This window comes from Kitasatospora sp. NPDC097691, assembly GCF_040302665.1.
Classification (GTDB): domain Bacteria; phylum Actinomycetota; class Actinomycetes; order Streptomycetales; family Streptomycetaceae; genus Kitasatospora.
The window spans coordinates 163787-184944 of record NZ_JBEORY010000005.1; the positions used below are offsets into that span (position 1 = coordinate 163787).

Here is a 21158-nt window from a genome sequence, read left to right on the forward strand (position 1 = left end):
CCGGCCGCGGTCGTGCGGCCGGCCCCACCTCCGTCAGACCTCTTCGACGCTGCTCGGCTCGCGCCGGGACAGGTCGATGCCGAGCTCCTCGGCGGCGCGGAACACGTCCTCGTCGGAGTCCCGCATCTCGATGGACTGGCCGTCCGAGGACAGCACCTCCACGTTGAGGCAGAGCGACTGCATTTCCTTGATGAGGACCTTGAAGGACTCGGGAATGCCGGGCTCGGGGATGTTCTCGCCCTTGACGATGGCCTCGTAGACCTTCACACGGCCGAGAACGTCATCGGACTTGATGGTGAGCAGCTCCTGCAGCGCGTACGCGGCGCCGTATGCCTCAAGGGCCCACACCTCCATCTCACCGAAGCGCTGACCACCGAACTGCGCCTTACCACCGAGCGGCTGCTGGGTGATCATCGAGTACGGGCCGGTCGAGCGGGCGTGCAGCTTGTCGTCGACCAGGTGGTGCAGCTTGAGGATGTACATGTAGCCGACCGAGACCGGCATCGGGAACGGCTCGCCGGAGCGGCCGTCGAACAGCCGGGCCTTGCCGGTGGAGTTCACCAGGCGCTCACCGTCACGGGTGAGGGTGGTGTTGTCCAGCAGGCCGGTGATCTCGTCCTCGCGGGCGCCGTCGAAGACCGGGGTGGCGAGGTTGGTGCCACCGTCGACCTGGTCGGCGCCGATCGCCTGCAGGCGCTGGGCCCACTCGTCGGCGAGGCCGGAGACGTCCCAGCCCTGCTTGGCGAGCCACCCGAGGTGGATCTCCAGGACCTGTCCCGGGTTCATTCGGGACGGGACACCCAGCGGGTTGAGGATGATGTCGACCGGGGTGCCGTCCTCAAGGAACGGCATGTCCTCGACCGGCAGGATCTTGGAGATGACGCCCTTGTTACCGTGACGGCCGGCGAGCTTGTCACCGTTGGTGATCTTGCGCTTCTGGGCCACGTAAACGCGGACCAGCTGGTTGACGCCCGGGGGCAGCTCGTCGCCCTCTTCGCGGTCGAAGACGCGGACGCCGATGACCTTGCCGGACTCACCGTGCGGCACCTTCAGCGAGGTGTCGCGGACCTCACGGGCCTTCTCGCCGAAGATCGCGCGGAGCAGGCGCTCCTCGGGGGTCAGCTCGGTCTCGCCCTTCGGGGTGACCTTGCCGACGAGGATGTCGCCGGTGACGACGTCGGCGCCGATGCGGATGATGCCGCGCTCGTCGAGGTCCGCGAGGACCTCCTCGGAGACGTTCGGGATGTCCCGGGTGATCTCCTCGGGGCCGAGCTTGGTGTCACGGGCGTCGACCTCGTGCTCCTCGATGTGGATCGAGGAGAGGACGTCGTCCTGCACGAGGCGCTGCGACAGGATGATCGCGTCCTCGTAGTTGTGACCCTCCCAGGACATGAACGCCACGAGCAGGTTCTTGCCGAGGGCCATCTCGCCCTCGTCGGTGCACGGGCCGTCGGCCAGCACCTGGTTGACCTCGACCCGGGCGCCCTCGTCCACGAGCACCTTCTGGTTGAAGGCGGTGCCCTGGTTGGAGCGGGTGAACTTGGCGGCGCGGTACGTGGTGTACGTGCCGTCGTCGTTGGCCACGGTGACGTAGTCGGCCGAGACCTCCTGGACGACACCGGACTTCTCGGCGGTGATGACGTCGGCGGCGTCGACGGCGCAGCGGTACTCCATGCCGGTGCCGACCAGCGGGGCCTCGCTCTTCAGCAGCGGCACCGCCTGGCGCATCATGTTGGAGCCCATGAGCGCGCGGTTGGCGTCGTCGTGCTCGAGGAACGGGATCATGGCGGTCGCGACCGACACCATCTGGCGCGGCGAGACGTCCATGTAGTCGATCTCGGAGCCCGGGATGTAGTCGATCTCGCCGCCGCGGCGGCGGACGAGGACACGCGGCTCGGCGAAGGTCAGCTCCGCCGTCAGCGGGGCGTTCGCCTGCGCGATGACGTAGCGGTCCTCCTCGTCGGCGGTCAGGTAGTCCACCTGCTCGGTGACCACACCGTCGACGACCTTGCGGTACGGGGTCTCGATGAAGCCGAACGCGTTGACCCGGCCGTACGAGGCCAGCGACCCGATCAGACCGATGTTCGGGCCTTCGGGGGTCTCGATCGGGCACATGCGGCCGTAGTGCGAGGGGTGCACGTCACGGACCTCGAAGCCGGCGCGCTCACGGGAGAGACCGCCGGGGCCGAGGGCGGACAGACGACGCTTGTGGGTCAGGCCCGACAGCGGGTTCGTCTGGTCCATGAACTGCGACAGCTGGCTGGTGCCGAAGAACTCCTTGATGGAGGCGACGACCGGCCGGATGTTGATCAGGGTCTGCGGCGTGATCGCCTCGACGTCCTGGGTCGTCATGCGCTCGCGCACGACGCGCTCCATACGGGCGAGACCCGTACGGACCTGGTTCTGGATGAGCTCGCCGACGTTGCGCAGGCGGCGGTTGCCGAAGTGGTCGATGTCGTCGACCTCGACCACGATGTCGCGGCCCTCGCCGTCACGCCACTCGGTCTCGCCCGCGTGCAGCTTCACCAGGTACTTGATCGCACCGATGATGTCGGGCTCGGTGAGCACGCCGGAGTCCAGCGACTCGGCGTTGCCCAGCTTGCGGTTGACCTTGTAGCGGCCGACCTTGGCCAGGTCGTAGCGCTTCGGGTTGAAGTACAGGTTCTCCAGCAGCGTCTGCGCGGCCTCGCGCGTCGGCGGCTCGCCCGGACGCAGCTTGCGGTAGATGTCCAGCAGCGCGTCGTCCTGGCCCTGGGTGTGGTCCTTCTCCAGGGTGGCGCGCATCGACTCGTACTCGCCGAACTCCTCGAGAATCATCTCGTTGGTCCAGCCGAGCGCCTTGAGCAGCACGGTGACGGACTGCTTGCGCTTGCGGTCGATGCGGACGCCGACCATGTCGCGCTTGTCGATCTCCATCTCCAGCCAGGCACCACGCGAGGGGATGACCTTGCAGGAGTAGATGTCCTTGTCGGACACCTTGTCCAGGGTGGAGTCGAAGTACACACCCGGGGAGCGGACGAGCTGCGAGACGACGACACGCTCGGTGCCGTTGATCACGAACGTGCCCTTGTGGGTCATGAGCGGGAAGTCGCCCATGAAGACCGTCTGAGACTTGATCTCACCGGTCTCGTTGTTGGTGAACTCGGCCGTGACGAAGAGCGGGGCCGCGAACGTGAAGTCGCGGTCCTTGCACTCGTCAATGGAGTTCTTCGGCGGCTCGAAACGGTGGTCGCGGAAGGTCAGGGACATCGACCCGCTGAAGTCCTCGATCGGGGAGATCTCCTCGAAGATCTCCTCCAGACCGGACTTGGTGGGGACGTCCTGACCAGACTCCAGCGCCTGCTCGACCCGGGACTTCCAGGCCGCGTTGCCGAGCAGCCAGTCAAAGCTCTCGGTCTGCAGGGCCAGGAGGTTCGGGACCTCGAGGGGCTCCTTGATCTTCGCGAACGAGACGCGGAGCGGGGCGGTGGATGCGGCGGAATTGTTCGAGGCGTTGCGCGGCGCGGCCAAGAGGGGGGTCCTTCCGAGGGCTCGGAGCTCACTACGCGCGTACCAGCCGGGCCTGCTTGGGCTTGGTCCCGCCTCCATCGCCACTGGCCTCTGCCGGAGTCGAAACCCCAGGTCAGAGCCGCTTTGCGGAGGCGATGCCAGACCCCTTCAGGGCAACGCAAACTCCGGGCGACGAGTCACGGAGCAGCTAACAGGCAGCGCAAAGGGACAGTGTAGCCAAAGGCCACACTGCTGTCCAGCTCTGATTCGGAGACCGAATCGGAGACTCCTCCCGGTAGCCGGCGAGCGCGGACGCCCACCGGGTACTGCTCTAACTCACGTGGAGTCATTTCCCGCCTGAGCCACTGGTTATGCATCCAGCAGCGGACCAACCGGGCGGACTCGCGCCTCGAGAATCGCGCGCCGCGCCGGGTTCGTCAAGGGCCCGCCGACGGCGCGGACCTCGCCCCGTCCATCGGTCGGATCCCCTCCGGCGTTACAGAAGCCGTGGTGGGGACCGCCCCGACGACGTTGATCACCATACCCCTCACCACCGACACTGCCGAGTGCACGACCGGCCACACCGGTGGACCGCGCCGACCCGAACGGAGGAACGGGGCCGTGAGCCGGCCCGCCTCCCCGGGAACGCGAAAAGGCCGGGCCGACCACCCGCAAGGGTGGTCGGCCCGGCCGCACGCCCCCTCAGAGGGGGCGCAAGATCACTTGACGGTGACCTTGGCGCCGGCACCCTCGAGGGCGGCCTTGGCCTTCTCGGCAACGTCCTTGGCAACCTTCTCCAGGACCTTGGCACCAGCGGTGTCAACGAGGTCCTTGGCCTCCTTCAGGCCGAGGGAGGTCAGGGTGCGCACCTCCTTGATGACCTGGATCTTCTTGTCGCCGGCACCGTCGAGGATGACGTCGAACTCGTCCTGCTCCTCAACGGCCTCGGCGGCCGGGCCGGCAGCACCGGCGGCGGCAACGGCGACCGGGGCGGCGGCGGTGACGTCGAACTTCTCCTCGAAGGCCTTCACGAAGGCAGCGAGCTCGATGAGGGTGAGCTCCTCGAACTGCGCGAGCAGCTCGTCCTGGGACAGCTTCGCCATGATGGCGTCCTTCCACTAAATCGGCAGGTGGTGCCGGATGTACGGGTTGGGCGGGCACGGGCCCGCAGCGAGGCGTGAGCCTGCCGAATTACTCGGCGGCGGCGTCCTCGGCGGCGGGAGCCGGCGTACCGGCACCGCCCTGCTCGACCTTGTCGCGCAGCGCGTCCACAGTGCGGACGAGCTTCGACGGCAGGGCCTGGAAGAGCGCGGCAGCCTGGGACTGCTTGGCCTTCAGGGCACCCGCCAGCTTGGCGAGCAGCACCTCGCGGGACTCGAGGTCCGCGAGCTTCTTGATCTCATCGGCGGACAGCGCCTTACCGTCAAGGACACCGCCCTTGATGATGAGAGCGGGGTTCTCCTTGGCGAAGTCACGCAGAGCCTTCGCCGACTCCACCGGGTCACCGGTGACGAAGGCAACAGCCGTCGGACCGTTGAACAGGTCGTCGAGCTCCGTGATCCCGACCTCATTGGCCGCGATCTTGGTCAGCGTGTTCTTCACCACGGCGTACTCGGCGTTGTCGCCGAGCGAGCGACGCAGGGTCTTGACCTGCTTCACCGAGAGACCGCGGTACTCGGTCAGCAGCGCCGCGGAGGAGCCACGGAACTTGTCCGTGATCTCGGCGACGGCAGCAGCCTTGTCAGGCCTGGCCATAGGCTTACGCCTCCTTCCGTGATGTCGAAGTCAGGCCGACCACGAAAGTCGACCAATTCTGCCGCTGACCGGCTGGACGGAAGGAAAGCTCCTGCGGAAACGCAACGAGCCCCGATGCGCAGGGGCACGGGGCTCGGAACGACCTCGACGGGCCGTCGCGCGAACGCGAGTCCCGGAAGTCGAAGCTCCAGACACACCTGCGCGGGCTGCCTGCGACGAATCGCAGATCCTTCGGCCACCGGCTCCCTGTCGGGGGCGCGGCGACAACCAGCGGTCTTTGGCTTCGGCCAGATTAGCCGGAGGCGTTCGCAAGGTGCAAATCGCCCTCGGACGGAGCAACCCCGGAGCACCCCCGGAGGCGGCCGCGGTGTGACCCCGGAGCCTGCCGGAGTGACCCCGGCACGGCTCAGCGGGCCAGCGGGGAAACCGTCCGCACGCCGGTGTCCACGGTGTCCGTCTCGGCCGGCGCCTGCGCCGAGAGCAGGGCGCCGGCCAGGTCGGTGTAGAGCACCGAGTCGTCCGCCCGGCCGCTGTCCCCGCTGCCGGTGCGCTGGATCCGGACCAGCTGGTCCTTGTCGTTGAGCCAGAGGTCCACGGTGAGCAGGAGCGAGCCGCCGGGGGCGAGCGCGGCCCGCAGACCGTCCCGGCGGGCCTGGGACAGCTGGGTCTGGGCGGCCGCGTACCTCTCGGCGTTGGTGGTGACCCGGTAGTGCTCGACGGTCGAGTCCTCGTACTTCTCCTCGCCGACGAAGGTCGGGTCCGTCCCGTCGGCGGTGGCCGCGGCCAGCGCCTCCACCGGGTTCAGCAGGTCGATCAGCCCGGCGTACGGGATCTCCTTGCGGCCCGCGGGGTCCGGCGGGACGGTGAAGCGCTCCCAGTGCCTGCCGCCCTGTCGGGCCGCGGTGGCGGCGTCGCCGCCCTGGTAGGCGACGGTGTCCACGACGATCAGCTGCTCGGCGTCGGCCGGGGTGGAGCGCTTGACCTGCAGCGCCGTCTTCGGCTGCCAGAACAGCGGGCCGGATCCGGCGTCCGCGCCGAGCCGGTAGCTGACCTTGGCCCGGCGGGCGGTCTGCATGGCCAGCTGGGCGGAGAGCAGCACCCCGTGCGGCGAGCGGTCGGTCGGCTTGGCCGCGGACGCGGACGGCGACGCGCTGGTCGGGGTCGGGCTGCCGGACGGCGTGGTCGGCCCGTCGGCTCCCCCGCCGCAGCCGCTCAACCCGCCCGCCAGCAGGGCGACGACGGCCACTGCCGCCAATCGCTGCCGTCCCGCCACGTCCGTTCCCTTCCTCACCCTGCTCCGTCCGACGACGGCCCTCGTCGGCCACCTTGCCACCCGTCGCCGGTCCGCGCTGTGGCGGCCCCCTCGTCGGGTCGGGCCGCTCCGGCCGGATCCACCGGGTCGGCCGAGCCGGGGCCGTGCGCGCCGGGCGGCCGGTGGCGTCCTCGTCGGACGCCTCCGGCGTGGTGGCGCCGACCGGGACGCCGTGGTCCGCCGCCGGGGAGGCGTTCCGGCCGGGGCGTGCGGCTGCCGATCGCACCCGTGCGGCGGGAGCCCCGGGGCCCCGGTCCACGGGCGCGGCCGGATCAGCCTCCGAGCAGCTTGAGGAGGTCGGCCTCGCTGCCGAGGTCGGCGGCGGCGGGCGCGGTGATCGCGGCGGCCTTGCCGAGGTCCGAGTACGTGACCGTGACGGCGTCCTTCGCGCCGTTCGTGTCGCCGTACTCCTGGTACTGGACGAGCTCCTGCTTGGCGTTCAGCCAGAAGTCGAAGGTGAGGGTCTTGCCGTCCTCCTCCAGCGTCTTCTGGACGGCCTTGCGCTGGTCCTCGGGGAGCGCCGACATCCCGGCCACCAGGGCGGAGGTGTCCTCGACCGCCCGCAGGTGGGTGGTCTGGGTGCCCTTCAGGCTCTCCTGCCCGACCTTGGACGGCTTGCCGCTCTGGGCCGCGACGGTGAGCACGACGACCGGGTTCAGCATCTGGGCCGCCGCCCGGAAGCCGTCGCCGGCCTCGTTCCCGGCGGGCAGCTTCACCCAGTGCTTGCCGCCCAGGGCCGCGGCCGCGTCGTCGCCGCCGAGGTAGGCGTCCGCCCCGACCACCCGGATCCGGAGCTTCTTGCCCGCCATGTCGCCGGCCAGGTCCACGGAGGCCTTGCCCGGGTCCTTCCAGTCGGCGTCGCCGGTGCCGCCGCCCTTGGTGTCGTCCGGGGCGACCATGCTGACCTTGCCGTTGCCGGCCCTCTGCATGACCAGCGCGGAGGCGGCCAGCGCCCCCTTCGGGTCCCCGGCCAACGCCGCCGCGATCGGGTCGCCGCCGCCCTTGGCGTCGCCGGCCTTGGCGTCGTTGCCACCCTTGCTGCTGCAGGCGGTGACCGCACCGAGCAGGACGGCCGCCGTCGCGACGGCCGAGGCGAGGCGCACAGCGCGCATGGAGTCCCCCGTGAAGATCCTCGTCGACCCGTGGTGAAGCCGGTTCCCGGCTCTTCCCAGGTCGTTCCCAGTCATTCCCAGCCGGACTCTAACGGATCACCGGAGCCGCCACTCACCGGATGTCGGACCTCCCGTCAGCCGTCCGCGGCGGGCGACGCGTCCCCCGTCCCGGAGGACGGGACATCCGTCGTGGTCACGGTGGTTCCGGCGCTCCCCCGGGCCGTCTCACGCAGTCTCAGCAGCCGCTCGTCGGGCCCCACCCAGACGTCGAAGCCGATCGCCGTGACCCCGCGCTGCCGGTACCAGTCGACCGCGGCGGCACGCCGCTGCGGGCTCGACTCCCGGTCCGCACCGAAGAACTCGTCCACCGACGCGGAACCCCGGTAGTGCGCGACGGTCGTCCCGGCCAGCTGCTCGCCGCCGAGCGAAACGAGCGGGACGGTCTGGGCGATCGCGTACGCGCGGCTGCCCGGACCGGTGACCAGCGCGGTCGTCCAGCCGCCCGCGTAGCCGTCCGGATCGGGGCCTGCCGTCGGGTCCAGCGACTCGGCACCGGCCCGGTCGGCGTGCTTGGCCGCGCCACCCTGGTAGACGAGGTCGATCGCGCCGTTCTCCGACCTCAGCTGCCCGGTGCCGGCCTCGTCGGTGACGGTCAGCGCGGCCTCGTCCCGGGGGCCCCAGACCAGCGTGCCGCTCGCGGTGCGGCGCCCCTCCGGCCCCTCCCGCACCACCTCGATCCGGGCGCCGCCGGCGTCGTCCAGTGCCCGCGCGGCCGAGAGCACCACCTGCTTGGGCGGCACGGCCGTGGGGACGCCCGGCGTGCCCGTGTCAGGAGCGGCCAGGACGCTGCAGCCGGTGGCGGCCCCGAGCAGCAGCAGGGCGGCCGCCAGGGCGGCGGAGCGGGGGGCTGGCGGCACGGCACACTCCGTCGGTCGCAGGCTCTCCACGAGATCTGACCGGCAGAGCGTACGACGGTTCGTGCATCCGTTCCCATCCGGGCAGGTCCCGGCCCGGCAGCCGCTCCCGTCGCAACCCCGACCCCGGCTCCGGGAACGACTCCGGGAACGACGACGGGCCCGCACCCCCGGTGAAGGGGGTACGGGCCCGTCGTACGGACTGCTCTAGAGCACTGGGGCTCAGACCGCGGCCGGGTCCTCCTCGACGAGGAGGTTGCGGGTGCGGTTCGGGTCCACCATGATGCCGGGGCCCATGGTGGTCGAGAACGCGGTCTTCTTGATGTAGCGGCCCTTGGCGGCGGACGGCTTGGCGCGGAGCACCTCGTCCAGCGCGGCGGCGTAGTTCTCGACCAGCTGCTCGTCGGTGAAGGAGGCCTTACCGATGATGAAGTGCAGGTTCGAGTGCTTGTCGACGCGGAACTCGATCTTGCCGCCCTTGATGTCGTTGACAGCCTTGGCGACGTCCGGGGTCACGGTGCCGGTCTTCGGGTTCGGCATCAGACCACGGGGACCGAGCACGCGGCCCAGGCGGCCGACCTTGCCCATGAGGTCCGGGGTGGCGACGACGGCGTCGAAGTCCAGCTTGCCCTTCGCGACCTCGTCGATCAGCTCGTCGGCACCGACGATGTCGGCGCCCGCAGCACGCGCGGCCTCGGCACGCTCGCCGGTCGCGAAGACCAGGACCCGAGCGGTCTTACCGGTGCCGTGCGGGAGGATCACGGTGCTGCGGACCATCTGGTCGGCCTTGCGCGGGTCAACACCCAGACGCATGGCGACCTCGACGGTGCCGTCGAACTTGGTGGTGCTGGTGGCCTTGGCGAGGCGGACAGCCTCAAGGGGGGCGTAAAGGCGCTCGCGGTCGACCTTGGCGTCCGCGGCCTTCAGAGCCTTGCTGCGCTTCACTGCTGCTCCTGAATGGTGATTGGAGTTGTGGTGTCTCGGGCCTGCGCAGGCCCTACCACAGGGAACGAGAAGGGGATCAGCCCTCGACCGTGATGCCCATCGACCGGGCGGTGCCGGCGATGATCTTCTCCGCGGCGTCCAGGTCGTTGGCGTTCAGGTCGGGCATCTTGGTGGTGGCGATGTCGCGGACCTGGGCGCTGGTGAGCTTGGCGACCTTGGTCTTGTGCGGCTCGCTGGAGCCCTTCTCGATACCGGCGGCCTTCAGGATGAGGCGCGCGGCCGGCGGCGTCTTCGTGATGAAGGTGAAGGAACGGTCGTCGTAGACCGTGATCTCCACCGGCACGATCATGCCGCGCTGCGACTCGGTCGCAGCGTTGTAGGCCTTGCAGAACTCCATGATGTTGACGCCGTGCTGACCCAGCGCGGGGCCGACCGGCGGCGCCGGGTTGGCCGCGCCGGCGTTGATCTGGAGCTTGATAAGCCCCGTGACCTTCTTCTTCTTGGGAGGCATGTCTCTCCGGGTCCTTCCGAGAGGTGATTGCTGGTGCGTGCGGAACCGGGGCGACACCCGGCCGCCAGCACACACATCGAACCAGGCTAACGCGTCCGCGCCGCTGGACCAAAACGGATCCGGGGCGGGGCCGTCGGCCCCGCCCCGGATCCGAAGACCGTATGACTAGTTCTTCTGGATCTGGTCGAAGGAGAGCTCGACCGGGGTCTCCCGGCCGAAGATCTCGACCAGGCCCTTGACCTTCTTCGAGTCGGGGTTGATCTCGTTGATGGTCGCCTGCAGGGTCGCGAACGGGCCGTCGGTGACGGTGACCGAGTCGCCGACCTCGAAGTCCAGCACCTGGATCTCGCTCGGCTTGACCGGCGAGGGCTTGCCGGCCTCCTTGGCCGCCTGGCGCTCGACGTCGGGGGCGAGCATCTTGACGACCTCGTCCAGGGTCAGCGGGTACGGGTCGTAGGCGTTGCCGACGAAGCCGGTGACACCCGGGGTGTTGCGCACGACGCCCCAGGACTCGGGGGTGAGGTCCATGCGCACCAGGACGTAGCCGGGGAGCTTGTTCTGGCGGATGGTCTTGCGGTCGCCGTTCTTGATCTGGACGACCTCCTCCTGCGGCACCTCGGCCTGGAAGATGTACTCCTCGACGTTCAGCGAGACGGCGCGCTGCTCCAGGTTCTGCTTCACCCGGTTCTCGTAGCCGGCGTAGGTGTGGATCACGTACCACTCGCCCGGCATGAAGCGCAGGTCCTCGCGGAACTTGGCGACGGGGTCGACCTCGACCTCCTCGGCCTCCTCGACCTCGACCTCGGCCTCCTCGGCGGCGGCCTCGACGTCGCCCTCCTCGTGCAGCGCGGCCTCCTCGGCGGGCTCGCCGGCCTCGGCCTCGTCGTACGCCTCGACCTCGTCCTCGTCGCTGTCCGCGGCGTCCACGATCTGCTCGGCGGACTCGACGTCGTCAGCCAGCTCGGCCGCGTCCAGCTCGGCGGCGACATCCGCCTCGCGGACGGTCTCGTCGGCGTCGTACAGGGGGGACTCAGACACGGTGGCTGCTTCTTTCCTGGAGATGGTGAAGGTGGCGCGCTCCGGAACCGGACCCGGCACGCTGCCGCTCGCGCGGGCGCCTGGATGAGGCCTCGGAGACTTCAACAGTACCGAGTCAACGGTAACGGCGCGTACGACCTCCGCCGACAGCTCGACCCGGGCCGAAGATCGGCCCGGGTCGGGAGGCTGTTTCGAAGGTGGTCGGCTGCGTCAGCCAAAGATCCAGAGGCTCAGCTTGGAGAAGCCGTAGTCCAGGCCGGCCACGAAGGCCATCACGACGACGACGAACACGACCACGACGGTGGTGTAGTTGGTGAGCTCGCTCCGGGTGGGCCAGACCACCTTGCGCAGTTCGGCGATGATCTGGCGGTAGAACAGCGCCATGCGGGCGAACAGGCCCTTCTTGGCCCGCTTGCCGGACTTCTTGTCGCCCGAGCGGTTGGCCCGCTTGCGGTCGCGGCGCGACAGCGCCTTCTCCTCGCCCTCGGCAGGCGTGGTCCCGGCAGCGCCGTCGGCACCCTCGGGGTTGCCGCTCTCAGGCGTTGCGGTGGAGCCCGTGGTCTCCGTCACTCGTCCTCACCTGAATCCGGGTCCTGCCGGACCGTCGCCGCGCACCCTAGATGGAGCGCGACCGGCCGGCTTAGCGGTGCTGATCGGTGCCATCTCCGCATCAAGCCCGCTCGCTCTGTGGAGCGAACGGGCTGAATGCGGATCTAGCAGCAGGGCAAGAGGGACTCGAACCCCCAACCGCCGGTTTTGGAGACCGGTGCTCTACCAATTGAGCTATTGCCCTACGGTGCCTCGCGGCTCCGGTGGCGACCAACCTACCGCATCTCTCCCCGCTGTCTGCACAGGCGGTGAAAGCTCCGGTCTTTTCGGCGGGCCGTCGAGCAGCGAGTGTACGTGGTCGAGGGGCGTTTGGTCGAACCTCTTCTTCCGGGACGATCGATCGCCCGGCGGATGTCCGGTCCGACGGGGCGCCCGCCGACGGATCGCCGGGCGCCGGGATCCGGACGGAGCCGTACGGATACTGGAACCGCGCTGCCCGGTCCGTCCCGGTTCTGCGACGATGCAGGCATGAGCGCTTCCACCCCGCAGCCCGACCAGTCCATCCGCCCCGCCGACCGCCGGGTCTCCGCCCGGATCGGTGCGATCGCCGAGTCCGCGACCCTCGCCGTGGACGCCAAGGCCAAGGCCCTCAAGGCCGCCGGCCGCCCGGTCATCGGCTTCGGCGCCGGCGAGCCCGACTTCCCCACGCCGGATTACATCGTCGAGGCCGCCGTCGAGGCCTGCCGCGACCCGAAGAACCACCGGTACACCCCGGCGGGTGGCCTGCCCGAGCTGAAGGCCGCGATCGCCGCGAAGACGCTGCGCGACTCCGGCTACGAGGTGGACGCCTCCCAGGTGCTGGTCACCAACGGCGGCAAGCAGGCGATCTACGAGGCCTTCGCCGCGATCCTGGACCCGGGCGACGAGGTCATCGTCCCGGCCCCGTACTGGACCACCTACCCGGAGTCGATCCAGCTGGCCGGCGGCGTCGCGGTGGAGGTCGTGGCCGACGAGACCACCGGCTACAAGGTCTCGGTCGAGCAGCTGGAGGCCGCCCGCACCGAGAACACCAAGGTGGTGCTGTTCGTCTCGCCGTCCAACCCGACCGGCGCGGTGTACACCCGGGCCGAGGCCGAGGAGATCGGCCGCTGGGCGCTGGAGCACGGCCTGTGGGTGCTCACCGACGAGATCTACGAGCACCTGGTCTACGGCGACGCGGAGTTCACCTCGCTGCCGGCCCTGCTGCCCGAGCTGGCCGACAAGTGCATCGTGGTCAACGGTGTCGCCAAGACCTACGCGATGACCGGCTGGCGGGTGGGCTGGGTGATCGGCCCCAAGGACGTCATCAAGGCCGCGACCAACCTGCAGTCGCACGCCACCTCGAACGTCTCCAACGTCGCCCAGCGCGCCGCGATCGCCGCCGTCGCGGGCGACCTCTCGGCCGTGCACGAGATGCGCACCGCCTTCGACCGCCGCCGCCAGACCATCGTGAAGATGCTCAACGAGATCGACGGCGTCGTCTGCCCCGAGCCGCAGGGCGCGTTCTACGCGTACCCGTCGGTCAAGGGCCTGCTGGGCAAGGAGATCCGCGGCAAGCGCCCGCAGACCTCCGCCGAGCTGGCGAGCCTGATCCTGGACGAGGTCGAGGTCGCCGCCGTCCCCGGTGAGGCCTTCGGCACCCCCGGCTACCTGCGGTTCTCCTACGCGCTCGGGGACAACGACCTGGTCGAGGGCATCAGCCGGATCCAGAAGCTGCTGGCCGAGGCCCGCGACTGACGTCAAGCCGACATTCGGGATTCACCCGGCACACCGCCCTCTTTCACCCCTTCGGGGGACGAAAAGAGGGCGGTTCCCGTTCTGGGGCCGCATACGGCAGTATCGGTGAATGGAACGCCTGTTGAACCCGCGAGACGTCAGGGGCCTCCCGAAGGCCCACCTGCACCTGCACTTCACCGGCTCGATGCGCCCCGCCACGCTGATGGAGCTGGCCGACAAGCACGGCGTCCGGCTGCCGGAGGCACTGAGTTCCGGCGAGCCGCCCAAGCTGCGGGCCACCGACGAGCGCGGCTGGTTCCGCTTCCAGCGCCTGTACGACACCGCCCGCTCGGTGCTGCGGGACGAGACGGACATCCGCCGGCTGGTCCTGGAGACCGCGCAGGACGAGCGGCGGGACGGCTCCCGCTGGCTGGAGATCCAGGTCGACCCGACCTCGTACGCGCCCCGGCTGGGCGGGCTGATCCCGGCGCTGGAACTGATCCTGGACGCGGTGGACCAGGCCGCCCGGGCCACCGGGGTGGGCATCCGGGTGCTGGTCGCGGCCAACCGGATGAAGTCCCCGATGGACGCCCGGACGCTGGCCCGGCTGGCCGTCCGCTACGCCGACCACGGGGTGGTCGGCTTCGGCCTGTCCAACGACGAGCGCCGCGGCCTCGCCCGGGACTTCGACCGGGCCTTCGCGATCGCCCGCAGGGGCGGCCTGCTGGCCGCCCCGCACGGCGGGGAGCTGGCCGGCCCGGACTCCGTCCGGGACTGCCTGGACGACCTGGACGCCGGCCGGATCGGCCACGGCGTCCGGGCCGCCGAGGACCCGCGGCTGATGGAGCGGCTGGCGGCCCGGCAGATCACCTGCGAGGTGTGCCCGTCCTCCAACGTCTCGCTCGGCGTCTACGAGAACCCCGAGGAGGTCCCGCTGCGCAAGCTCTTCGACGCCGGGGTGCCGCTGGCGCTGGGCGCGGACGACCCACTGCTGTTCGGCAGCCGACTGGCCGCCCAGTACGACCTGGCCCGGGACGTCCTGGGCTTCAGTGACACCGAACTCGCCGAGCTGGCACGGCAGTCGGTGCGGGGCTCGGTCGCGCCGGAGGCCGTCCGCAAGGAGCTGCTGGCGGACATCGACGCCTGGCTGGCGAACGGGCACGCCCCCGCGGACGCGCCCGTCACCGCCGCCGCGACCCCCTAGGACGCGCGCCGCCGGGCCGCGGCAGCCGTCCGCGCCGCCGGGCCCCGCCGCCGGGCCCTCCGCTAGAGCGCGACGCCCACCATCACCGGCTCGTTCACCAGCTCCACCCCGAAGGCCGCGCGGACCCCGTCCCGGATCTCCCGGGCCAGGGCCAGCAGGTCCTCGGCGGTGGCCGAGCCGCGGTTGGTGAGCGCCAGGGTGTGCTTGGTGGAGAGCGTCGCCGGGCCGCTGCCGTAGCCCTTGCCGAAGCCGGCCTTGTCGATCAGCCAGGCCGCCGAGGTCTTGGTGCAGCCCTCCGGGGCCGGGTAGGCGGGGGCGTTCTCGGTGCCCGGGCGGGTCCGGAAGGACTCGTACTGCGCGGCCGTGAGCACCGGGTTGGTGAAGAAGGAGCCCGCCGACCAGGTGTCGTGGTCCGCCGGGTCCAGCACCATGCCCTTGCCGGCCCGCAGCCCCAGCACCGCCTCGAAGGCCTCGACCAGCGGCACTCGCTCGTCCTGCCCGACCCCGAAGTGCTTGGCCACCTCGGCGTACTTGACCGGGCCGGAGAGGCCGGCGTGGTCCGCCAGGGCGAACCTGACCCGCAGCACCACGTAGCGGTCCGGCTCGGCCTTGAACCGGCTGTGCCGGTAGGAGAACGCGCACTCGGCGTTCGAGAGCGTGACCACCTCGTCGGCGGTGCGGTCGTAGGCGACCACCTCGGTGATCGTCTGGGCGACCTCCTGGCCGTACGCGCCGACGTTCTGCACCGGGGTGGCGCCGGCCGAGCCGGGGATGCCGGCCAGGAACTCGATGCCGGCCAGGCCGTGCTCGCGCACCGCCCGGGCGACCGCCTCCGACCACACCTCGCCGGCGGCCAGCTCCAGCACGGTGCCGTCCACGGCGAAACCGTCGGTGGCGATCCGCAGCACGGTGCCGGGGAAGCCGGCGTCGCCGATCACCAGGTTGGAGCCGCCACCGAGGACCAGCAGCGGCTCACCGGCCGCGTCGGCCTCGCGGACGGCGGCGATGACCTCGTCGTCGGTGTGGGCGGTCACCAGGCGGCGGGCCGGGCCGCCGAGCCGGAGCGTGGTCAGCGGGGCGAGGGGGGCGTCGTTTTCTACCAGCACGCCCACCAGCGTACGGGGGGAAGGACGGCCCCCCGGCCGCCCTTCCCCCCGTCCCGGTCCGGACCCGGGCGGGACCGGCGCCGTCACCGGCTCAGACCCGGCCCGCCCCGGCCCGGTCCGCCACCGGCTGCCCGGTGGCGGCCCCGGCGGCGACTGCGGCCCCGGCTGCGGGTCCGGCTGCGGCCTTGCGACGGCGCGGGATGAGCACCGCGGCGAGCGCCCCGGCCCCGACGGCCGCCGCGCCGACGTACAGGGCGGGCACCAGCCCGTCCGCGAAGGCCTGGGCCGACTGGTAGCCGCCCTGCGCCGAGAAGACCGCCGAGAGCACGGCGACCCCGAGCGCCCCGCCGACCTCGCGCAGCGCGTTGTTGGCGCCGGAGGCGATGCCCTGCTCCTTCGGCCGGACGCTCGCCATCACCAGCTGGGCGGTCGGGCCGAAGTACAGCGACATGCCGATCCCGCAGATCACGATGACCGGCACCTGTGCGGCGTAGTCGAAGCCGCCGCCGTCGGCGACGAGGCCGAACAGCGCGAGGCCGACGGCCTGGAGCGCCAGCCCGGCCACCACGATCGGCCGGCCGCCGATCCGGTCGGAGACGATGCCCGCGATCGGCGAGACCAGCAGCGGCATCGCGGTCCACGGCAGCATCCGGATGCCGGCCTCCTGCGGGCTGTAGCCGCCGACCCCCTGGAGGTACTGGCTGATCAGGAAGATCGAGCCGAACATCCCGAGGTACATCAGCAGGCTGGCCGCGTTGACGGCCGAGAAGGTGCGGCTGCGGAAGAGCCGCATCGGCAGCATCGGGTGGGCGGCCCCGCGCTGCTCGTACCGGACGAAGGCGGCCAGCAGCGCGGCACCGCCGATCAGGGCCCCGAGGACCAGCGGGCTGGTCCAGCCGTCCGGGTTGCCGCGGATCAGGCCGAGCACCACCCCGAACATCCCCAGGCTGACCAGCGCCGTTCCGGGCACGTCCAGGGCCCGGTCCGCGCCGCGGCTCTCGCCGAGCCGCCGGAAGGCCAGCGGCAGCAGGACGAGGCCGACCGGGACGTTCACCCAGAAGATCCACTGCCAGGAGAAGTGTTCGGTCAGCGAGCCGCCGATCAGCGGTCCGGCGGCGACGGCGAGGCCGCTGACGCCCGACCAGATGCCGAAGGCCATCCCCCGCTTGGCCTCGGGCACGGCCGCGGTGAGCAGGGTGAGGGTGAGCGGCATCATCACCGCGGCTCCGACGCCCTGGACGGCGCGGGCGGCGATCAGCTCGCCGATCTCCGGGGAGAGGGCGGCCCCGGCGGAGCCGGCCGTGAAGATCGCCAGGCCGACCAGGAAGATCCTCCGGCGACCGAAGCGGTCGCCGAGGGCGGCGCCGAACATCAGCAGCACGGCGAAGCTCAGGGTGTAGGCGCTGACCGTCCATTCGAGGTCGGACAGCCCGCCGCCGAGCTCCTCGCGGATCGACGGCAGTGCGGTGGTGACCACCAGGTTGTCCAGGGCGGCCATGAAGCTCGCCACGCTGACGATCACCAGGGTCCAGATCGCGGTCCTGCCGAGGACCGGTTTCTCCGTCATGACTTTCCCCAGGTTCCTCTAGGTTCTTCCGGGAGCTTCCAGGTAGTTATTGCTCAATAACTTTCAGGGGCCGAAAAGAGGCCGCGCGGGTGTCACCGCGCGGCCCGCCTACTCGGCCTTGTCGCACGTGTCGTCGAAGCCGTTCCAGATCCGGTGGTCCGGCGGGAAGCCCAGGGCCACCAGGGTGTTGATCAGCATCCCGTGCGCGAAGAACTGCGTGGCGTCCCTCATGTCGCCGCCGATCCGGATCCTGACCCGCTCGAACAGGCCCTCCCACAGCCGCCGGGCGCTCTCGCCGATCTCCTCCTCGCCGGACGCCCTGGCCGCGAACACCGAGACGTAGAGCTGCATCTGCATCATGAGCTGGTCGCGGTCCTCGACCAGCCCCATGTACGCCCCGGACATCGCCTCGGCTGCCGCCTCGCCGGTCAGGCCGGCCGAGGCCTCGTCGAAGACCCGCCAGGTCTCCTCCACGCAGCGCTCGGCGGCCGCCTCGAAGATGGCCTGCTTGCCCGGGAACAGCCGGAACAGGTACGGCTGCGAGACGCCCACCCGGCGGGCGATCGCCTCGGTGGAGGTGCCCCGGTAGCCGCCCCGGGCGAACTCGATCATCGCGGCACGGACGACGCTCTCGCGCCGCTCCTCCGCACTCATCCGCATACTCGACCTCGCCACGCCTTCCAAGTTAGTGGCCAATCACTATCTTCGCAAGACCGGCGACCGCGGCCGGGGTTTCCGCCGTACGGCCCCCGGTCGCGGCCCGGCCGGTCGATCGAGCGCTCGACCGACCGGCCCCGGCATCCCGGACCGGCCGTTCTCGGACCCGGTCGTTCTCGGAGCGGTCGTTCTCGGAGCGGCCCGCCTCAGACCAGCCGGACGACCGCCCTGGACATCCCGAGGACCTTCTGCCCGCCCGTGGTGGCCAGCAGGTCGACCTGCACCTTGCGGTCGTCCAGCTTCTTGGCGACCTTGGCCGAGACCTCGACCACCGCGCCGACCCCGTCGTTGGGCACCGGCACCGGGCGGGTGAACCGCACGCCGTACTCGACCACCGCGGCCGGGTCGCCGACCCAGTCGGTGACCACCCGGATCGCCTCGGCCATGGTGAACATGCCGTGCGCGATGACGTCGGGCAGGCCGACCTCCAGGGCGAACTTCTCGTTCCAGTGGATCGGGTTGAAGTCGCCCGAGGCGCCCGCGTAGCGCACCAGTGTGTCGCGGGTCACCGGGAAGGACTGTGCCGGCAGCTCGGTGCCGACCTCGACCTCGTCGTAGCTGATCGCCATCGCGCTCACTCCCCCGCCTCGTCGGCGGCCCGGGCCACCAGGGTCATGACCGACGTCACCACGTGCTCGCCGGTCGCGTCCGTCACCTCGCCGCGCACGGTGAGCACGTCGTTGCCCGCGAGCGACTTGATGTTGTCGATGGTCACCTCGACCGACAGCCGGTCGCCGGCCCGCACCGGGCGGGTGTAGGCGAACTTCTGGTCGCCGTGCACCACCCGGGTGAAGTCCAGACCCAGCTCCGGGTCCTCGACGACCTGGCCGGCCGCGCCGTAGGTGACGACGAACGGGAAGGTCGGCGGGGCGATCACGTCCGGGTGGCCCAGCGCCTTCGCCGCCTCCGCGTCGGTGTACGCCGGGTTGGCGTCACCGATCGCGATCGCGAACTCACGGATCTTCTCCCGGCCGACCTCGTACGGCTCGGTGGGCGGGTAACTACGCCCGATGAAGGAGGGGTCGAGCGCCATGGCAGCTCCTCGGATCACGGATGGACACGAAGCGGACGGATACGGAAAAGACTCCGGGCCGCACCCCCCGTGAGGGATGCGGCCCGGAGTCGAAGACCTGAATTCACACAGGCCCGATGCCCTACGACGAGGTCAGCGGGTCTCGCGGTGCGCGGTGTGCGAGTTGCAGCGGGGGCAGTGCTTCTTCATCTCAAGACGGTCCGGGTCGTTACGCCGGTTCTTCTTGGTGATGTAGTTCCGCTCCTTGCACTCCACGCAGGCCAGCGTGATCTTCGGGCGGACGTCGGTGGCAGCCACGGGAGTGCCTTCCTTGGACAACGAATAAGAACACAACAAGAGTAGCCGACCGGGAGTGCGATCTCCCGACCGACTACGCGGGGTAGCGGTGACCGGACTTGAACCGGTGACACAGCGATTATGAGCCGCTTGCTCTACCAACTGAGCTACACCGCCACAGTGATCCGCAGCACAGCCGAAACTGACTGCTTCTCACCAGAGCCCCCATGCGGAATCGAACCGCAGACCTTCTCCTTACCATGGAGACGCTCTACCGACTGAGCTATAGGGGCGAACGAGGAAGAGATTACACGTTTCGCGCCCGGAGGTGAAATCCGTATCCCGCGGCGAAGTCCGCAGGTGGGCGAGGTGCACGGACGAGCGATCCAAGGCCGGCCGTTCGATCGGCCTCCGAGGCGCACGGCCCGACCCGATACGACTATTGCCCGCCTCCCGCCGCCCCGCCCCCGCGCGCCATAGGCTCGACGCTCATTGATCGGGATCGACTGGCCGACCGCACGGTCCGGCGGGAGAAGGAGCCGGCGATGGACAGCGAAGCCGCCGACGGGCCGCACCGCGGGCCCGGCCCGGCGGCCAATCCGCTCGGGCACGGCCCGGTCCTGCTGCTCACCGGCGCCCGGCTGGCCGACGGGCGGGTGGTGGACGTCCGGATCAGCGGCGACCGGATCCAGGCCGTCGGCACCGTCGGCAGCCTCGGCCCGCTGCCCGCCCTGCCCGGCGCGCCCACCGTGACCACCGGCGCCCGGATCGACCTCAAGGGCTACCTGCTGCTCCCGGCCCCCGCCGAGGCGCACGCCCACTACGACGAGGCCTTCTCCGCCGCCCTGCCCGCCCCGCCGCCGGACACCCCGGCCGACCTCACCCGCCGGGTCACCGAGGCCGCGCTCACCTCGCTCGGCTACGGCGCCACCGCCCAGCGCACCCACGTCCGGATCGGCGACGTGCACGGGCTGCGCCCGCTGGAGGCGGTGCTCACCGCCCGGCAGGCTCTGCGCGGGCTGGCCGACCTGCAGGCGGTCGCGATGCCCCGGCTGCTCACCGGGCGGGCCGGGGCGGACGGCCGGGCGCAGCTGCGCGAGGCGCTCAAGCTGGGCGCCACGGCGGCCGGCGGCTGCCCGGAGCTGGACCCGGACCCGTCCGGCTACGTGGAGCTGCTGCTGGAGGCCGCCCGGGAGGCGGACTGCCCGGTGGACCTGCACACCACCGCCGCCGACGCGGCCCAACTCGCCCGGCTGGCGAGCGCCTTGGCCCCGATGAGGCCGCGGGTGACGCTCGGGCCGTGCGGTGCGCTGCCGCGCGGCGCGTCGACGGTGCTGGCGACCAGCGGGGTGCGGGTGGTCTGCCTGCCGCAGAACGGCGGCTGCACCGGCCTGGAGGGCCGGTCGTCAGGTCTGCGGCCGGGCCTGCTGCGGGAGTTGGCGGCGGCCCGGGTGCCGCTGGCGGCGGGCAGCGGGGCCCTGCGCGACCCGTCCAACCCGGTCGGCCGGGCGGATCCGCTCGCGTCCGCCTACCTGCTGGCGGCGAGCGGGGAGTTGACACCGGAGGCGGCGTACGACGCGGTGGCGAACCAGGCACGGGCGGCGCTCGGGCTGGCGCCGGTCCGGGTGGACGCCGGGTTCCCCGCGGAGCTGCTGGCGGTGCGCGGGGACAGCCTGGCCGGGGCCCTCTCGGGCGGCCACAGCCGGCTGGTGGTGCACAGCGGCCGGGTGGTCAGCCGGACCAGCGCGGTGCGGGAGTTCGCGGACACCGTGGCGCTGGCGCTGCCCCGGCAGTCCGGGAGCACCGAGGGCTGACGTCCGGGGGAAAACCAAGGGGCGCGCGACAAGTCGTCGCGCGCCCCTCCCCCACTACTGG

Annotated in this window: 19 protein-coding genes and 3 tRNA genes; 3 read left to right on the plus strand and 19 right to left on the minus strand. The window is 71.0% G+C overall.

The features are described 5' to 3' along the window. Window positions 1-33: 33 nt before the first annotated feature. The 11 genes from rpoB to ABTY56_RS05800 form a co-directional block, all read right to left on the minus strand. Complete coding sequence (gene rpoB, locus ABTY56_RS05750) at window positions 34-3510, minus strand: DNA-directed RNA polymerase subunit beta (RefSeq protein ID WP_350626874.1); 3477 nt, start codon at window positions 3508-3510, stop codon at window positions 34-36. A gap of 698 nt (window positions 3511-4208) precedes the next feature. Then, window positions 4209-4592: a 50S ribosomal protein L7/L12 gene (gene rplL, locus ABTY56_RS05755; RefSeq protein ID WP_350626876.1), complete on the minus strand. Its 384-nt coding sequence runs from the start codon at window positions 4590-4592 to the stop codon at window positions 4209-4211. 88 nt (window positions 4593-4680) lie between these two features. Continuing rightward, window positions 4681-5244: a 50S ribosomal protein L10 gene (rplJ, locus tag ABTY56_RS05760; RefSeq protein WP_045693068.1), complete on the minus strand. Its 564-nt coding sequence runs from the start codon at window positions 5242-5244 to the stop codon at window positions 4681-4683. 406 nt (window positions 5245-5650) lie between these two features. Beyond that, the gene (locus ABTY56_RS05765) at window positions 5651-6517 is read right to left on the minus strand and encodes an SCO4651 family lipoprotein (RefSeq protein ID WP_350626878.1); all 867 of its coding nucleotides are present in this window, start codon (window positions 6515-6517) and stop codon (window positions 5651-5653) included. A gap of 311 nt (window positions 6518-6828) precedes the next feature. Continuing rightward, the gene (locus ABTY56_RS05770) at window positions 6829-7668 is read right to left on the minus strand and encodes an SCO4651 family lipoprotein (protein ID WP_350626880.1); all 840 of its coding nucleotides are present in this window, start codon (window positions 7666-7668) and stop codon (window positions 6829-6831) included. Window positions 7669-7802: 134 nt separating this feature from the next. Further along, the gene (locus ABTY56_RS05775; protein ID WP_350626882.1) at window positions 7803-8585 is read right to left on the minus strand and encodes a hypothetical protein; all 783 of its coding nucleotides are present in this window, start codon (window positions 8583-8585) and stop codon (window positions 7803-7805) included. A 219-nt stretch (window positions 8586-8804) separates the two neighbouring features. Continuing rightward, on the minus strand, window positions 8805-9527 hold the full coding sequence (rplA, locus tag ABTY56_RS05780; protein WP_350626884.1) for a 50S ribosomal protein L1: 723 nt from the start codon (window positions 9525-9527) through the stop codon (window positions 8805-8807). Between the two features lie 76 nt (window positions 9528-9603). Continuing rightward, window positions 9604-10038: a 50S ribosomal protein L11 gene (gene rplK / locus ABTY56_RS05785; RefSeq protein WP_350626886.1), complete on the minus strand. Its 435-nt coding sequence runs from the start codon at window positions 10036-10038 to the stop codon at window positions 9604-9606. 165 nt (window positions 10039-10203) lie between these two features. After that, the gene (gene nusG, locus ABTY56_RS05790) at window positions 10204-11076 is read right to left on the minus strand and encodes a transcription termination/antitermination protein NusG (protein ID WP_350626888.1); all 873 of its coding nucleotides are present in this window, start codon (window positions 11074-11076) and stop codon (window positions 10204-10206) included. A 210-nt stretch (window positions 11077-11286) separates the two neighbouring features. Further along, the gene (gene secE, locus ABTY56_RS05795) at window positions 11287-11646 is read right to left on the minus strand and encodes a preprotein translocase subunit SecE (RefSeq protein ID WP_350519872.1); all 360 of its coding nucleotides are present in this window, start codon (window positions 11644-11646) and stop codon (window positions 11287-11289) included. A 150-nt stretch (window positions 11647-11796) separates the two neighbouring features. Further along, a tRNA-Trp gene (locus tag ABTY56_RS05800) sits at window positions 11797-11869 on the minus strand. Between the two features lie 284 nt (window positions 11870-12153). Between ABTY56_RS05800 and ABTY56_RS05805 the strand changes: the two genes are divergently transcribed. Continuing rightward, the gene (locus ABTY56_RS05805) at window positions 12154-13401 is read left to right on the plus strand and encodes a pyridoxal phosphate-dependent aminotransferase (protein WP_350626890.1); all 1248 of its coding nucleotides are present in this window, start codon (window positions 12154-12156) and stop codon (window positions 13399-13401) included. Window positions 13402-13510: 109 nt separating this feature from the next. Next, window positions 13511-14584 carry an adenosine deaminase gene (locus ABTY56_RS05810; protein ID WP_350626892.1) on the plus strand — a complete coding sequence of 358 codons (1074 nt, stop codon included), beginning with the start codon at window positions 13511-13513 and terminating at the stop codon, window positions 14582-14584. A gap of 62 nt (window positions 14585-14646) precedes the next feature. Here ABTY56_RS05810 and ABTY56_RS05815 read toward each other — a convergent pair whose 3' ends face one another. The 8 genes from ABTY56_RS05815 to ABTY56_RS05850 all read right to left on the minus strand — a co-directional run bounded on the left by ABTY56_RS05815 (window position 14647) and on the right by ABTY56_RS05850 (window position 19576). Beyond that, window positions 14647-15699, minus strand: coding sequence for a UDP-N-acetylmuramate dehydrogenase (locus ABTY56_RS05815; protein WP_502893034.1), 1053 nt, complete (start codon window positions 15697-15699; stop codon window positions 14647-14649). 82 nt (window positions 15700-15781) lie between these two features. Next, window positions 15782-17257: an MFS transporter gene (locus tag ABTY56_RS05820; RefSeq protein WP_350626896.1), complete on the minus strand. Its 1476-nt coding sequence runs from the start codon at window positions 17255-17257 to the stop codon at window positions 15782-15784. A gap of 108 nt (window positions 17258-17365) precedes the next feature. Beyond that, complete coding sequence (locus ABTY56_RS05825; protein ID WP_350626976.1) at window positions 17366-17911, minus strand: TetR/AcrR family transcriptional regulator; 546 nt, start codon at window positions 17909-17911, stop codon at window positions 17366-17368. Between the two features lie 209 nt (window positions 17912-18120). Beyond that, complete coding sequence (locus ABTY56_RS05830; protein ID WP_316523468.1) at window positions 18121-18543, minus strand: MaoC family dehydratase; 423 nt, start codon at window positions 18541-18543, stop codon at window positions 18121-18123. Window positions 18544-18548: 5 nt separating this feature from the next. Further along, window positions 18549-19007 carry an FAS1-like dehydratase domain-containing protein gene (locus tag ABTY56_RS05835; protein ID WP_350519865.1) on the minus strand — a complete coding sequence of 153 codons (459 nt, stop codon included), beginning with the start codon at window positions 19005-19007 and terminating at the stop codon, window positions 18549-18551. Between the two features lie 132 nt (window positions 19008-19139). Next, window positions 19140-19304, minus strand: coding sequence for a 50S ribosomal protein L33 (rpmG, locus tag ABTY56_RS05840; RefSeq protein WP_006604855.1), 165 nt, complete (start codon window positions 19302-19304; stop codon window positions 19140-19142). A gap of 83 nt (window positions 19305-19387) precedes the next feature. Next, a tRNA-Met gene (locus ABTY56_RS05845) sits at window positions 19388-19460 on the minus strand. Window positions 19461-19503: 43 nt separating this feature from the next. Continuing rightward, a tRNA-Thr gene (locus ABTY56_RS05850) sits at window positions 19504-19576 on the minus strand. Between the two features lie 252 nt (window positions 19577-19828). On the opposite strand from ABTY56_RS05850, the gene ABTY56_RS05855 reads away from it, so the two are divergent. Continuing rightward, on the plus strand, window positions 19829-21097 hold the full coding sequence (locus ABTY56_RS05855; protein ID WP_350626898.1) for an amidohydrolase family protein: 1269 nt from the start codon (window positions 19829-19831) through the stop codon (window positions 21095-21097). The last annotated feature ends 61 nt before the right edge of the window (window positions 21098-21158 follow it).

Bases quoted from the DNA above. Each gene is read 5' to 3' on its own strand.
- rplL (WP_350626876.1), bottom strand. From the start codon at position 4,592: ATGGCGAAGCTGTCCCAGGACGAGCTGCTCGCGCAGTTCGAGGAGCTC.
- rplJ (WP_045693068.1), bottom strand. From the start codon at position 5,244: ATGGCCAGGCCTGACAAGGCTGCTGCCGTCGCCGAGATCACGGACAAG.
- ABTY56_RS05770 (WP_350626880.1), bottom strand. From the start codon at position 7,668: ATGCGCGCTGTGCGCCTCGCCTCGGCCGTCGCGACGGCGGCCGTCCTG.
- rplK (WP_350626886.1), bottom strand. From the start codon at position 10,038: ATGCCTCCCAAGAAGAAGAAGGTCACGGGGCTTATCAAGCTCCAGATC.
- ABTY56_RS05805 (WP_350626890.1), top strand. From the start codon at position 12,154: ATGAGCGCTTCCACCCCGCAGCCCGACCAGTCCATCCGCCCCGCCGAC.
- ABTY56_RS05810 (WP_350626892.1), top strand. From the start codon at position 13,511: ATGGAACGCCTGTTGAACCCGCGAGACGTCAGGGGCCTCCCGAAGGCC.
- ABTY56_RS05820 (WP_350626896.1), bottom strand. From the start codon at position 17,257: ATGACGGAGAAACCGGTCCTCGGCAGGACCGCGATCTGGACCCTGGTG.
- ABTY56_RS05825 (WP_350626976.1), bottom strand. From the start codon at position 17,911: ATGAGTGCGGAGGAGCGGCGCGAGAGCGTCGTCCGTGCCGCGATGATC.
- ABTY56_RS05830 (WP_316523468.1), bottom strand. From the start codon at position 18,543: ATGGCGATCAGCTACGACGAGGTCGAGGTCGGCACCGAGCTGCCGGCA.
- ABTY56_RS05835 (WP_350519865.1), bottom strand. From the start codon at position 19,007: ATGGCGCTCGACCCCTCCTTCATCGGGCGTAGTTACCCGCCCACCGAG.
- ABTY56_RS05855 (WP_350626898.1), top strand. From the start codon at position 19,829: ATGGACAGCGAAGCCGCCGACGGGCCGCACCGCGGGCCCGGCCCGGCG.